This window comes from Streptomyces sp. PU-14G (assembly GCF_041028275.1).
Lineage (GTDB): Bacteria > Actinomycetota > Actinomycetes > Streptomycetales > Streptomycetaceae > Streptomyces.
This window is the reverse complement of sequence record NZ_JASKYT010000025.1, coordinates 26,331-39,249: the sequence shown is the minus strand read 5'-3', so window position 1 is coordinate 39,249 and position 12,919 is coordinate 26,331. Positions and strand designations below refer to the sequence as shown.

11 protein-coding genes are annotated in these 12,919 nt (G+C 73.1%); 5 read left to right on the top strand and 6 right to left on the bottom strand.

Annotated features, from left to right (window positions below):
* Window positions 1–511: 511 nt before the first annotated feature.
* A complete protein-coding gene (locus AB8Z75_RS05285) occupies window positions 512–1,726 on the top strand; it encodes an amino acid deaminase/aldolase (RefSeq protein WP_369200178.1) in 1,215 nt (404 codons plus the stop codon).
* A gap of 82 nt (window positions 1,727–1,808) precedes the next feature.
* On the opposite strand, the gene AB8Z75_RS05280 is transcribed toward AB8Z75_RS05285, so the two are convergent.
* The 5 genes from AB8Z75_RS05280 to AB8Z75_RS05260 all read right to left on the bottom strand — a co-directional run bounded on the left by AB8Z75_RS05280 (window position 1,809) and on the right by AB8Z75_RS05260 (window position 7,832).
* Window positions 1,809–2,714, bottom strand: coding sequence for a DUF2510 domain-containing protein (locus tag AB8Z75_RS05280; protein WP_369200182.1), 906 nt, complete (start codon window positions 2,712–2,714; stop codon window positions 1,809–1,811).
* Between the two features lie 114 nt (window positions 2,715–2,828).
* The gene (locus AB8Z75_RS05275; protein ID WP_369200177.1) at window positions 2,829–4,121 is read right to left on the bottom strand and encodes a haloacid dehalogenase-like hydrolase; all 1,293 of its coding nucleotides are present in this window, start codon (window positions 4,119–4,121) and stop codon (window positions 2,829–2,831) included.
* A 126-nt stretch (window positions 4,122–4,247) separates the two neighbouring features.
* Window positions 4,248–5,033, bottom strand: coding sequence for a 3-oxoacyl-ACP reductase (locus tag AB8Z75_RS05270; protein ID WP_369200176.1), 786 nt, complete (start codon window positions 5,031–5,033; stop codon window positions 4,248–4,250).
* The gene (locus AB8Z75_RS05265) at window positions 5,030–6,451 is read right to left on the bottom strand and encodes an aldehyde dehydrogenase (RefSeq protein WP_369200175.1); all 1,422 of its coding nucleotides are present in this window, start codon (window positions 6,449–6,451) and stop codon (window positions 5,030–5,032) included. The genes AB8Z75_RS05270 and AB8Z75_RS05265 overlap by 4 nt, the downstream gene beginning before the upstream one ends.
* 13 nt (window positions 6,452–6,464) lie before the next feature.
* Window positions 6,465–7,832 (bottom strand): glutamine synthetase family protein, encoded by a 1,368-nt coding sequence (locus AB8Z75_RS05260; protein WP_369200174.1) that lies wholly within the window; start codon window positions 7,830–7,832, stop codon window positions 6,465–6,467.
* A 71-nt stretch (window positions 7,833–7,903) separates the two neighbouring features.
* On the opposite strand from AB8Z75_RS05260, the gene AB8Z75_RS05255 reads away from it, so the two are divergent.
* The 3 genes from AB8Z75_RS05255 (at window position 7,904) to AB8Z75_RS05245 (ending at window position 11,078) form a co-directional block, all read left to right on the top strand.
* The gene (locus tag AB8Z75_RS05255) at window positions 7,904–8,638 is read left to right on the top strand and encodes a FadR/GntR family transcriptional regulator (RefSeq protein ID WP_369200173.1); all 735 of its coding nucleotides are present in this window, start codon (window positions 7,904–7,906) and stop codon (window positions 8,636–8,638) included.
* A gap of 140 nt (window positions 8,639–8,778) precedes the next feature.
* On the top strand, window positions 8,779–10,293 hold the full coding sequence (gene eat / locus AB8Z75_RS05250; protein WP_369200172.1) for an ethanolamine permease: 1,515 nt from the start codon (window positions 8,779–8,781) through the stop codon (window positions 10,291–10,293).
* A gap of 56 nt (window positions 10,294–10,349) precedes the next feature.
* Window positions 10,350–11,078: a gamma-glutamyl-gamma-aminobutyrate hydrolase family protein gene (locus AB8Z75_RS05245; protein ID WP_369200171.1), complete on the top strand. Its 729-nt coding sequence runs from the start codon at window positions 10,350–10,352 to the stop codon at window positions 11,076–11,078.
* A gap of 54 nt (window positions 11,079–11,132) precedes the next feature.
* Here AB8Z75_RS05245 and AB8Z75_RS05240 read toward each other — a convergent pair whose 3' ends face one another.
* Window positions 11,133–11,861, bottom strand: coding sequence for a helical backbone metal receptor (locus tag AB8Z75_RS05240; RefSeq protein ID WP_369200170.1), 729 nt, complete (start codon window positions 11,859–11,861; stop codon window positions 11,133–11,135).
* A gap of 88 nt (window positions 11,862–11,949) precedes the next feature.
* Between AB8Z75_RS05240 and AB8Z75_RS05235 the strand changes: the two genes are divergently transcribed.
* A complete protein-coding gene (locus AB8Z75_RS05235; RefSeq protein WP_369200169.1) occupies window positions 11,950–12,909 on the top strand; it encodes a TIGR03557 family F420-dependent LLM class oxidoreductase in 960 nt (319 codons plus the stop codon).
* Window positions 12,910–12,919 lie beyond the last annotated feature (10 nt).

Here is a 12,919-nt window from a genome sequence, read left to right as displayed (position 1 = left end):
GCTCCCATGTGCGCCCCCCTTCGCGCGGTGCGGCCCGCGCGAACGCCGTGCGGTGCCCCCCCCCCCCCCCCCCCCCCCCCCCCCACTCTACGGTGCGCACCTGGCAGGAGGGCAACCCGACCGAGGCACGGACGGTGGGGGCGTCGCGTGGGACGCGTCGGCCGGCGCGTGGGACGGGCGCGGCGGCACGGCGGGCCTGGGCGGGGCGGAGGGACGCTCGGGCACCGGGGCGCGCTCGGCGTCGGCTCCCATGTGCGCCCCCCTTCGCGCGGTGCGGCCCGCGCGAACGCCGTGCGGTGCAGGGCGGTTCGCGGGGGCCTCAGTGAACTGTTGCCGTGTGCCGTCCCGTCACGGCGTGCGGCGTCACTCTACGGTGCGCACCTGGCAGGTGGGCAACCCGCCCGAGGCAGCGGTGAGGACCGTGCCGGAGTGGGCGAACACGCCGGTCGCGGCGCGGTGTCAGCAGGTACCGGGGCTGTGCCGCGGCGCGTGGCTCTGGCAAGCTGCCAGGGTGTTCGATACGACTGTCGATCTCGCCGCCGACCGCGCACGGTACGACCGTGCGACCGCTCACCTGGACGCGCCGCTCGCCCTGGTCGATCTGGAGGCGTTCGACGCCAACGCCGAGGACCTGGTGCGGCGGGCCGGGGGCAAACCGGTGCGCGTCGCCACCAAGTCGGTGCGCTGCCGTGCGCTCCTGGAGCGGGTGCTGGCCAAGGACGGCTTCCGCGGGGTGATGAGCTACACCCTCGCCGAGTCGCTGTGGCTGGCCCGCGCGGGCGTCACGGACGTGCTGCTCGCCTACCCCTCGGCCGACAGGTCCAGTTACGCGGAGCTGGCCGGTGACCCGAAACTCGCGGCTTCGGTGACCGTGATGGTCGACGATCCCGCGCAGCTCGCGCTGATCGACGCCGCGCGGGAGGGCGGTCGCGAGGAGATCCGTGTGTGTCTCGAACTCGACACGTCGCTGCGGCTGTTGGGCGGGCGCGTGCGTGTCGGCGCGCGCCGCTCCCCGCTGCACTCCCCCGCCGATCTGGCCTCCCTCGCCCGCCTCGTCCAGCGGCGGCCCGGCTTCCGGCTGGTGGGGGTGATGGCCTACGAGGGGCATGTGGCGGGTGTCGGCGACGCCGTTCCGGGCGCGGCGCTGCGCTCCCGCGCGGTGCGGCTGATGCAGGCTGCGGCGCGGCGTGAGCTGGCCGTCCGCCGGGCGGCGGCGGTGGCGGCCGTGCGGGCGGTGGCCCCGGACGTCGAGTTCGTCAACGGGGGCGGCACCGGCAGTGTGCAGCACACGGCGGCCGAGGAGGCGGTCACCGAGATCGCCGCGGGGTCGGGCCTGTTCGTGCCGCGGCTGTTCGACAACTACACCTCGTTCACCGGCCGCCCCGCGGCGCTGTTCGCCATGCCCGTGGTGCGCAGGCCCGGCGTGGGGGTGGTGACCGTGCTGGGCGGGGGCTATCCGGCCTCCGGAGTGGCGGGGCGCGACCGGCTGCCGCAGCCGTACCTGCCCGGCGGGCTGCGCTACGACGCGCAGGAAGGCCCCGGCGAGGTGCAGACGCCGCTGCTGGGGCAGCCCGCCGACGACCTCCTGATCGGGGACAAGGTCTGGTTCAGGCACGCCAAGTCGGGCGAGCTGTGCGAGCGGTTCGAGAGGCTGCACCTGGTGGCGGGCGAGAGGGTGGCGGAGTCGGTGCCGACGTACCGGGGCGAGGGCATGACGTTCCTGTGAGCGCGGCTGCCGGCCGGCCCCGGAGGAGCCGCCCGGGTTCGCCTCTCGGGCGGACCGGGCGGACCGGGCGGGCGGCGGTACCTCACACGGCTTCGCGGGGGCCCTCGTCCTCGCCGGCACCCGTGGCGACCACGCCATTGCGCAGTGCGTCCAGGTCGGAGGCCGGGGGCGCGTCGTCGGCGATGTCGACGCTGCTCCACAGCGCGAGAGTCCGCTGCGAGCTCTCCGGTGAGCGGAAGACGACGGCCTCGACGTAGGCGTCCGGCTTCAGCTTGTTCGCCACGCGCCACCGGACGCGGTAGCCCGGCTCGCCCGCGACGGTGACGGCTCCGGACTCGACGACCTGGTGCCCGGTGATGCCGCCGTACGACTTCTTCGGGTACGACGTCTTCGCGTTCTCGGCCACCTGCGCCTCGGTCAGCTCCTTGAGCGCGCCCTTGTCGCTCCCGGCACCGTTCGTCGCCTTCAGTACACCGCCGCCTCTGACACATTCCTCCTTGCGGGAGGCGGGGCAGGTGTACTCGTGCTCGCTGCTGACGGCCGCGTGGCTGTCGCTGGCCCGCTCCCACCCCTCGGGCGCGGTCAGGCCGACGCCGAGAAGGGGATCACGGGCGACCTCCGGGATCTTCGAGGGCGGCTCGTCGTCCCGCGGCGGGGCGCTTTCGCCCTTGTCGCCGGGGGTGCTGCCCTCCGGGGCCGGGGAGGGGACGCCTGGTCCGGCCTCCGTGGCGCCGCCCTCGTCGGGGTCCCCGCCCAGCAGGAGAACGCTGCCCAGGGCGAGCGCGGCGGCGAGCACCACCGCGCCCACGATGCCGGCGACGAGCCCGATCAGCGGCCCGCGCCCGGCTCGGCCGCCGCCCCGCGCGGAGGGCGTGCCCGTGGCCTGCCGGGTCTGGGCGGTCCAGTTGTGGCCGTCCCACCAGCGTTCCCGCGGCGGAAGCTGGGGCGTCTGCCCGGGTTCTGGGTACCAGCCGGGTGGGGTCGTCATGCTCACGCCCGAACCCTATGGCACATCCGTGCGCCCCACAGGGGCGCCCCGGCAAGGGGCGCCCCCGAGGCGGTGGTTGGGGCCGCGAGCCCAGCAAGATCCAAACGAGAGGCCCTAGGCTTCCTTCCCGTACGCCGTGTCCTCCTGGTCGGCGATGACCGAACCATCCCCCCTGCGCACGGGGCCGGCGGAGCCGTCCGGGTTGGTGAAGGCCTCGCTGGAACACGGGTACGCGTCTTCCTGGCGCGGCAGCGGCTCGATGAACATCGGGTTCACCGCCCAGCGCCCGTCCGCGTCGTCGTACCCGCGGCACATGATCTCCGGCTTGTTGCGGTTGAGCACGAGGTGGGTCCCCGTGGCGTCGCCGACGAACGTCACGTCGGTGTCCGCGTCACCCCCGCCGATCGCGACGCGGTGCCGCCAGTCCTGCTTCTGCCAGGCCTTCTCGCCTTCGATGCCGAAGATCTCCTGGTTGATGACGCAGCGCTTGCCCTCGATGTAGGGGATCTCCTCGCCCTTGCTGACGCCGGTGCCGCCGCAGCCCTCGGTGTAGGGGGTGATGCGGCCGTGCCTGACGACGCTGCGGATGGCGAGGGTATGCTTCCTGTCGATCCCGACGCCGCTCGACCACTCCTCGGTCACCGGCTCCGAGCCTGCCGAGACGATGTAGACGTCGAACCCGGCCTTCTGAAGGGTGCGGACGAGGTCCTTCTGCTGCGCGTAGTAGCGGCTGTAGGCGGGGACCGTGTGCGTGCCGACCCTCCGCTCGCTGCCGACGGGGGCCGCCAGCGCCTCGTCGCGGGCCGCGCGGGCGTAGGAGCGCAGCTCGGCGACCGTGTGGCCTGCGAACAGCTGCGGCACCCAGGCGTACTCGGGGACGGTGCGCCGGTGGTTCCACTTCCCGGCGAAGGCCTCCTGGCCGCTCATCGTCTCCGCCTCGCCGCGCACCTGCAGGATCTCGTCGGCGCAGTCGTCGTTCGTCGAGGTGGGAAGGGGGCGCCCGACGGGGACGTCGGTGCCGCACGCCTCGGTCAGCGCGCGGTCGGCCTCGGGGGTGAGCCACTTGCTGGTGGCCGCCCAGTCCTCGGGCCGCAGGATCTTGTCGTGCCGCAGGGCCCAGGAGATGGTGGCGTCCGTCGAGTCGTTCTTGACGATCGTGTTGTCCCAGTCGAACGCGGCGACGGGCCGGTGCTTGCCGCCCCGCCAGTGCGGTGAGCACGTGCCGCGCTCGTCGATGGTGCGCTGGAGCTTGGCGCGGTTGCTGCCGTGCCACGGCAACTCGGTGGACAGCTGCGGGCAGTGGCGGCCACCGCCGTGGTGGCCCTGGGCCTGGGCGGGCCCTGGTGCGAGAGTGGCCGCGAGAGCCGCGGCCATGGTGAGGCCGGTCAGCACGGGTCTGCTGCGCATGTGGCGCCCCTCCTGGATTGTCGACGTTGACTGTGTGCACGCTACATCCAAGGACCGCCGCACGGTGGGCGCCCCCGCGGGACCACCGCGCGGTGACGCGGGAACTATAGAGCAGCGACGCGGGAACTACAGCGGAGTGACGTAGGCGCCCGCGATCCCTCCGTCGACCAGGAACTCGGCCGCGTTCACGAACGAGGCGTCGTCGCTGGCGAGGAACGCCACCGCCGAGGCGATCTCCTCGGGCTCGGCGAAGCGCCCCACCGGCACATGCACCAGGCGGCGCTGTGCACGTTCGGGGTCCTTGGCGAAGAGCTCCTTGAGCAGGGGGGTGTTCACCGGGCCCGGACACAGGGCGTTCACCCGGATGCCCTCACGGGCGAACTGGACGCCCAGCTCGCGCGACATGGCCAGGACTCCGCCCTTGGAGGCGGTGTAGCTGATCTGCGAGGTGGCGGCGCCCATCACCGCCACGAAGGAGGCGGTGTTGATGATGGAGCCGCGCTGCTGGGCGCGCATGTAGGGCAGGGCGGCCTTGCAGCACAGGTAGACGGAGGTCAGGTTGACGTGCTGGACGCGCTGCCAGGCGTCCAGGCCGGTCTCCAGGATGGAGTCGTCGTCGGGGGGTGAGATGCCCGCGTTGTTGAAGGCGACGTCCACCGAGCCGTAGGTCTCGTGCGCGGTGCGGAACAGCGCCTCGACCTGCTCGGGCTCGGTGACGTCCACCTGTACGTACAGCCCGGCGGTCTCCTCGGCCGCGGCCCTGCCCCGCTCTGCGTCCACGTCGGCGCAGACCACGTGGGCGCCCTCGGATGCCAGCCGGCGCGCCGTGGCGAGTCCGATGCCGCTGCCGGCGCCGGTGACGACGGCCGTACGTCCTACGAGGCGGCGGCATGCGGCGGTCTGGTCGGTCACGGGCTCTCCTCGGTGCTCGGCTCGGTGCTGAGGAAGACGTTCTTGGTCTCGGTGAAGGCGGCGAGCGCGCCGGGGCCGAGTTCTCGGCCGAGCCCGGACTGCTTGTAGCCGCCGAAGGGGGTGGAGTAGCGGACACTGGCGTGCGAGTTGACGGACAGGTTCCCCGCGGCGACGGCCTGCGAGACGCGGAGGGCGCGGGCGCCGTCGCGGGTCCACAGGGAGCCGGAGAGCCCGTAGTCGGTGTCGTTGGCGAGCCGTACCGCCTCGTCCTCGTCGTCGAAGGGGATGACGACGGCGACGGGGCCGAAGATCTCCTCGGCCGCGGCCCGGTCGCCCGGTGTGCCCGCGAGGACGGTCGCCGGATACCAGTAGCCGGGCCCCTCGGGCACGCTGCCGCGGATCAGGGCGGGTGCGTCCTCGGGCACGTAGGAGCGGACGCGCTCGCGCTGGCGTGCGGAGATCAGCGGGCCCATGTCGGTGGCGCTGTCGGCCGGGTTGCCGGCGCGGAAGGCGTGGACAGCAGGCTCCAGCAGTTCCAGGAAGCGGTCGTGGACGCCGCGCTGGACGAGGATGCGGCTGCGGGCGCAGCAGTCCTGTCCGGTGTTGTCGAGGAAGGATCCTGGGGCGCTGGCGGCGGCGCGTTCCAGGTCGGCGTCGGCGAAGACGATGTTGGGGCTCTTGCCGCCGAGTTCGAGGGTCACGCGTTTCACGGTGGCGGCGCACTGGGCCATGATGCGTTTGCCGACGGCGGTGGAGCCGGTGAAGACGACCTTGGCGACGCGCGGGTGTCCGACCAGCGCGGTACCGGTGACGGGCCCTTCGCCCGGCAGTACCTGGAAGAGCCCTTCGGGCAGTCCGGCCTCCAGCGCCAGTTCGGCCAGCCGCAGCGCGGTCAGCGGCGTGGTCTCGGCCGGTTTGAGAAGGACGGCGTTCCCGGCGGCGAGCGCGGGCGCGGTTCCCCAGGCGGCGATCGGCATGGGGAAGTTCCACGGGGCGATGACGGCGACCACGCCCAGCGGCTCGGCGAAGGTGAGGTTGACACCCCCGGCGACGGGAATCTGCCGGCCGGTCAGCCTCTCGACGCCGCCTGCGGAGTAGTCGAGCAGGTCGCGGACGTTGCCCGCCTCCCAGCAGGCGTTGCCCAGCGGGTGCCCGGCCTCGCGGGTCTCCAGGACGGCCAGTTCCTCGATGTGCCCGTCGACGGTGGAGGCGAAGCGGCGCAGCGCTTTGGCCCGGTCGGCCGGTGCCAGCGCCGCCCAGGTGCGCTGCGCCGCCTCCGCGCGGGTGACGGCGGCGTCCACCTGCTGCGGGGTGGTGGCGGGGACGGTCGTGATCAGTTCTTCGGTCGCCGGATTGATGATCTCCAGCTGCTCGGCCGGTGGCGGCCCGGTGCGGGCTTGGGCGGTTTCGTGCTGCACTGCGGTCGGTCCCTCACATCCGTTCGAAGGAGCGGTAGCGCTCCCAGTCCGTCACGGCCGTGTCGTAGGCCTGCTGTTCGACGCGGGCCATGTTCGCGTAGTGGTCCACCACCTCGCTGCCGAAGGCCTCCCGGGCCAGGTCGCTGTCCCGCCACAGCAGCGCGGCCTCGCGCAGGGTGGCGGGGACGTGCGCCGCGTCGCCCGCGTAGGCGTTGCCCGTGCAGGCTTCGGGGAGCTCCAGCGCGTTGTCGATGCCGTGCAGTCCGGCCGCGATCATTCCGGCGACGGCGAGGTAGGGGTTGACGTCGCCGCCCGGGACGCGGTTCTCCAGCCTGTGCCCGCTCCCGTGGCCGACGACGCGGAGGGCGCAGGTGCGGTTGTCGGGTCCCCAGGCGACGGCGGTGGGGGCGAAGGAGCCGGGCTGGAAGCGCTTGTAGGAGTTGATGTTCGGCGCGTACAGGAGGGTGAACTCGCGCAGGGCGGCGAGCTGTCCCGCGAGGAAGTGCCGCATCAGGGGCGACATGCCGGCTTCGCCCGCGTCGTCGGCGAGGACGGTCGCGCCGCTCTCGTCGCGCAGCGAGAGGTGGATGTGGCAGGAGTTGCCCTCGCGCTCGTCGTACTTGGCCATGAAGGTGAGGGCTTGGCCCTCCTGCGCCGCGATCTCTTTGGCGCCCGTCTTGTAGACGACGTGCTGGTCGCAGGTGGTCAGCGCGTCGGCGTAGCGGAAGGCGATCTCGTGCTGGCCCAGGTTGCACTCGCCCTTGGCGGACTCGACGACCATGCCGGCCGCGGCCATCTCGTTCCTTATCCTGCGCAGCAGGGGCTCGACGCGTCCGGTGCCGAGGACGGAGTAGTCGACGTTGTACTGGTTGGCGGGGGTCAGGCCGCGGTAGCCGCTGTCCCAGGCCTGCTCGTAGGTGTCGCGGAAGACCATGAACTCCAGCTCGGTGCCGGCGTACGCGCTCCAGCCGCGCTCGGCGAGCCGGTCGAGCTGGGCTTTGAGGATCTGCCGGGGCGAGGCGACGACGGGCGAGCCGTCGTGCCAGGCGAGGTCGGCGATCAGCAGCGCGGTGCCCGGGTTCCAGGGGACGCGGCGCAGGGTGGCGGTGTCACCGTGCATGGCGAAGTCGCCGTAGCCGCGCTCCCAGGAGGCCATGGCGTAGCCGTCCACGGTGTTGAGGTCCACGTCGACGGCGAGCAGGTAGTTGCAGCCCTCGCTGCCGCCGTCGAGGACGTGCTGGAGGAAGTAGGGGGCGGCGAACCGCTTGCCCGCCAGGCGGCCCTGCATGTCGGTGAAGGCCAGGACGACGGTGTCGATCTCGCCCGCTTCGACGCGTTTCCTCAGCTCGTCGACGGCGAGAGGTGGTGGGCGGTCTGCCACGAGTGGCCTCCTGTCGGGTCAGCGGAAGCCATAAGGTAGTCATGGAAACCATTGAAACGGAAGAGGTTCCCATGCGTTCCACACCGCGGGCCGACAGGCTGGCCACGGTGCTGCGCACGGTGCGCGCGGGCAACGGGTTCGAGGAAGCGCTGGAACAGATACTCCAGATCGTCCGGCTCGGCCTGGTCGCGGAGGGCGAACGGCTGCCCGCCGAACGGGAGCTCGCGGAGCGTCTGGGCATCAGCCGGGTCACCCTGCGCGAGGTGCTCAGGGTGCTGGCCGAACAGGGCGTCGTGGTCAGCAGGCGCGGCCGGTACGGCGGCACCTTCGTCCTCCCCCGCCCGTCGCCCGCCGGCGGCGCGGCGGCGCCGGAGCGGGTGCGCGGCGGACACGCCCCCGACCTGGAGGACACGCTCGCCTTCCGCGAGGTTCTGGAGGCGGGCGCGGCCGAACTGTGCGCCGCGCGCGGCCTGTCCGACCCCGAGGCCGCACGGCTGCGCGAGGCGCTGGACGCCACCCGCGAGGCGGCGCTCACCGACTACCGCAGGCACGACACGCTGCTGCACCTGACGCTGGTGGAGCTGGCGGGATCGCCGTCCCTGACCGTGCAGTACGCCGCGGTCCGCGCCTCGCTCAACGACCTGTTGGGCCGCATTCCGCTGCTCGTACGGAACCTGGAGCACGCCCAGCAGCAGCACGACGGGCTGGTGGCCGCCGTGCTGGAGGGGGACGGCGAGGGCGCACGGGCGATCGCGCGTGAGCACTGCGCGGGGACGGCGTCCCTGCTGCGGGGCTTTCTGGCGTGAGGCGGGGCGCGCACCGTGTCCCGTACGCCCCGGAAGGCCGCCCGCGGGCGCGGCTTGTTGCCGCACAAGGGTTGCGCTGGGCTGCCCACGCGCACAAAGGTGTGCCAGCACACCATTGGCTGACGGCGGGAGTGTGGCACATGACCGAACAGTCCGCGTCCTGGTCCGACCCCGTGCGGGACGGCGACCCGGCCCCACCCGCCGCGACACCGCGCCCCGGCACGGGCGCCGAGCCGCCGCGCCCCGACCCGGACGCCGCGTACCTGGAGCGCCGCACCCTGCGGCGCGGCAGCGCGGGCCCGCTGCTGCTGACCGGACTCGGCGTCGCCTACGTCGTCTCGGGAGACTACTCGGGATGGAACGCGGGCCTGGCCGAGGGCGGCTTCGGCGGGCTGGCCCTCGCGGCCGTCCTCATGGGCCTCATGTACACCTGCATGGTCTTCGCACTGGCGGAACTGTCCGCCATCCTGCCCACCGCGGGCGGCGGTTACGGCTTCGCCCGCCGCGCCCTCGGCCCCTGGGGCGGCTTCCTGACGGGCACCGCCATCCTGATCGAGTACGTGCTCGCACCGGCCGCCATCGTCTGCTTCATCGGTGACTACGTCGCCTCGCTCGGCCTGTTCGGCCTGGAGTCCGGCTGGCCCGTGTACCTGGCCTGCTTTGTCCTGTTCATCGGCGTCCACCTGTGGGGCGTCGGCGAGGCGCTGCGCTTCTCCCTCGTCGTCACCGCGATCGCCGTCGCCGCGCTGCTGGTGTTCGTCTTCGGCGCCCTCACCGACTTCCACACCAGCGGCCTCGACGACATCCCCGTGGACCACGGCGCGGCGGGCGCGAATTCCTGGCTGCCGTTCGGGCTGCTGGGCATCTGGGCGGCGTTCCCCTTCGGCATGTGGTTCTTCCTCGGGGTCGAGGGCGTGCCGCTGGCCGCCGAGGAGACCCGCGACCCGGCGCGTACGCTGCCCAAGGCGATGGCCGCCTCGATGGGCGTCCTGCTGCTGCTCGCGCTGCTCACCTTCGTCGCCGCCACCGGAGCACGCGGCTCGGCCGCCCTCCAGGACGTCGGCAACCCGCTGGTCGAGGCCCTGGAGCCGGGCGGCGAGGCCACCGCGCTCTCCCGCGTCGTCAACTACGCGGGCCTGGCGGGACTGGTGGCGTCCTTCTTCTCCCTCATCTTCGCCGGATCCCGCCAGCTGTTCGCCCTCTCCCGCGCCGGCTACCTGCCCCGCTTCCTCTCCCTCACCAGCCGCCGCAAGGCCCCCTACCTGGGCCTGCTGCTCCCCGGCGCCCTCGGCTTCGCGCTGGCCGCAGGCAGCGGTGACGGAGCCACGATGCTGAACGTCGCCGTCTTCGGTGCCACCATCTCCTACGCCCTGATGTCCCTCTCCCACATCGTGCTGCGCAGGCGCGAACCCCACCTGGCGCGCCCCTACCGCACCCCGGGCGGCGTCCTCACCTCCTCGGTCGCCTTCGTCCTCGCGCTCGCCGCCCTGGTCGCCACCTTCCTGGTCGACAAACAGGCCGCGCTCATCGCCCTGCTGGTCTACGCGGTGGCCCTCGCCTACTTCGCCTTCTACTCCCGCCACCGGCTGGTGGCGGCGGCCCCGGAAGAGGAGTTCGCCGCGCTGGCGAAGGCGGAGGAAGAGCTGCGGGACTGAGCACGCTCGGCCGCGTACCCTCCCCTTTGTTCCGCGACCCGCACCCTGGAGCAACCGTGACACCGCCCCTCATCGGCATCACCACCTACCTGGAGCCCTCGGCCCGCTGGGGCGTCTGGCACCTGCCGGCAGCCCTCCTGCCGGCGGCGTACCACCGCATGGCCCAGCGCGCCGGCGCCCGCGCCCTTCTCCTCCCGCCCGACGAGGACCCCGCCGCGGTGGCCGACCTGGTCTCCCGCCTCGACGGGCTCGTCACCGCCGGCGGCCCCGACGTGGACCCGGCCCGCTACCGCGCCGAACGGGACCCGCGCACGGGACCGCCCTACCCCGAAAGGGACGCCTGGGAGCTGGCCCTCACCCGTGAGGCGTTGGCCCGAGGCGTGCCGCTGCTCGCGATCTGCCGTGGCATGCAACTGCTGAACGTCGCCCTGGGCGGCACGCTCGTCCAGCACATGCCGACCGCTGAGGCCCACCGCGGCGCCCCGGGGGTCTTCGGCACGCACGAGGTCAGGCCCGTCCCGGGCACGCTGCTGGCCAAGGTGCTGGACGAGGAGGACACCGTGTCGGTGCCCACCTACCACCACCAGGCGGTGGACACGCTCGGCGAGGGGCTCGTGCCCAGCGCGCACGCCACCGGCGACCACACCGTCGAGGCCGTCGAGCTGCCGGACGCCGACGGCTTCGTGCTCGGCCTCCAGTGGCACCCGGAGGCGGGCGAGGACCTGCGCGTGATGGCTGCCCTGGTGACGGCGGCTCAGGCGCAACGGGTCAGCGGGGGGCGCTGACGCGCGGTCAGCGGGGGCGCGGCGGCCGGTTCGCCGCGTACGCGGAACGGCCGCTCAGCGCAGCGCGGCCGACAGCGCGGCGCCGAGGACGTCCGGTGCCTCTACCAACGAGGGCCCGTACCAGGTGAGGTGGCGTCCGCTGACGAGCGCGGCGGGCGTGCCGGTGAAGGCTTCAGGGCCGTCGTCGGCCGTGAACCTGTAGGGCTCGTCGGGCAGGACGACCACGTCGGCGCGGCCCGGTTCCGCCAGCTCGGTTATCGGGACGCGCGGGTAGCGCTCGGCGTGTGCGGCATAGACGTTGCGCACGCCCAGGTGCGCCAGCAGGGCACCGGCGAAGGTGTCCCGGCCCAGCACCATCCACGGCCGCCGCCAGACGGGGACGACGGCGCGCACGTCCAGGCGGGCGCGGGCCTGTGCCCACGCGCGCTGTGCCGCCTCCAGCCAGTCGGGGCGCGGCAGGCCGCAGCCCTCGGTCAGGACCCGGTGCAGCTCGGCGAAGCCCTGCTCCAGCGAGCGCACCTCGGTCACCATCACCCGCAGCCCGGCCTCCCGGAGGGCGCGCAGGTCCTCGGGGCGGTTCTCCTCCTCGTTCGCGAGCACCAGGTCGGGAGCCAGCGCGACGACGGCCGGCACGTCCGGGTTCTTGGTGCCGCGCACCCTGGTGACGTCGAGGCCGCCCGGGTGCGTGCACCAGTCCGTCGCGCCGAGAAGGAGTCCGGGCGCGGTGGCGGCCACCGCCTCGGTGAGGGAGGGAACGAGCGACACGACCGACCGGCACGTCATGGCCCCCACCCTACGCGGGCAATACGCAGGGAAGGTGACGGCCTGACAGTTCTGTTTCGTTATGGGCGGAAAAGGTACTCATGGGGTCATGGTCAGCATCGGATACTTTCTCTCCTGCGAGGAATTCGGGCCCAAAGAGCTGGTCCGTCAGGCACAGATGGCCGAAGAAGCCGGATTCCAGCGGCTGTGGATCTCCGATCACTTCCACCCCTGGATGGACGCCCAGGGCCAGAGCCCCTTCGTCTGGTCCGTCATCGGAGCGCTCTCCCAGGCCACCTCGCTGCCGGTGGGCACCGCGGTCACCTGCCCCACCTTCCGGATGCACCCGGCCATCGTCGCCCACGCGGCGGCGACCGCCGCCGTGCAGCTGGAGGGCCGCTTCACCCTGGGCGTCGGATCCGGCGAGGCGCTCAACGAACACATCCTCGGACAGCACTGGCCGCCACCGGGCGAACGGCTGGCCCGCCTGGAGGAGGCCGTCGGAATCATCCGCAGGCTGCACACCGGCAAGCGCACCACCCACCACGGCACCTACTACCGCGTCGACGACGCCCGCCTCTACACGGTGCCCGAGCGGCCCGTGCCGATCTCCGTGTCCGCGTTCGGCCCCAAGGCCGTCGAGCTGGCCGCACGCATCGGCGACGCCTTCTGCACCGCCTCCCCCGACCGCGAACTGGTCGGCCGCTACCGCGACGCGGGCGGCGGGGACCGCATCGTGCAGGGCGGCATGAAGGTGTGCTGGGCGCCCGACGAGGAGGACGGACTGGAGCAGGCCCACCGGCTCTGGGCCAACGAACTGCTGCCGGGGCAGGTGCCCTCCACCCTGACCCGCCAGAAGGACTTCACAGCCGCCGCCTCGCTGGTGTCCCGGGAGGCGGTGGCCGCCCAGATGGTGTGCGGGCCCGACGCCGAACGGCATCGGGCCCGGGTGCGCCGCTACGTCGACGCCGGGTTCGACGAGGTGTACGTGCAGCAGATCGGCTCCCGCCACGAGGAGTTCTTCCGCGCCTACGCGGACGAGGTACTGCCCGCCTTCCACGGCGCCTGAGCCCCGCGAC

Coding starts and splice junctions, on each gene's coding strand:
- AB8Z75_RS05280 (WP_369200182.1), bottom strand. CDS start 2,714: ATGACGACCCCACCCGGCTGGTACCCAGAACCCGGGCAGACGCCCCAG.
- AB8Z75_RS05275 (WP_369200177.1), bottom strand. CDS start 4,121: ATGCGCAGCAGACCCGTGCTGACCGGCCTCACCATGGCCGCGGCTCTC.
- AB8Z75_RS05255 (WP_369200173.1), top strand. CDS start 7,904: ATGCGTTCCACACCGCGGGCCGACAGGCTGGCCACGGTGCTGCGCACG.
- eat (WP_369200172.1), top strand. CDS start 8,779: ATGACCGAACAGTCCGCGTCCTGGTCCGACCCCGTGCGGGACGGCGAC.
- AB8Z75_RS05240 (WP_369200170.1), bottom strand. CDS start 11,861: ATGACGTGCCGGTCGGTCGTGTCGCTCGTTCCCTCCCTCACCGAGGCG.
- AB8Z75_RS05235 (WP_369200169.1), top strand. CDS start 11,950: ATGGTCAGCATCGGATACTTTCTCTCCTGCGAGGAATTCGGGCCCAAA.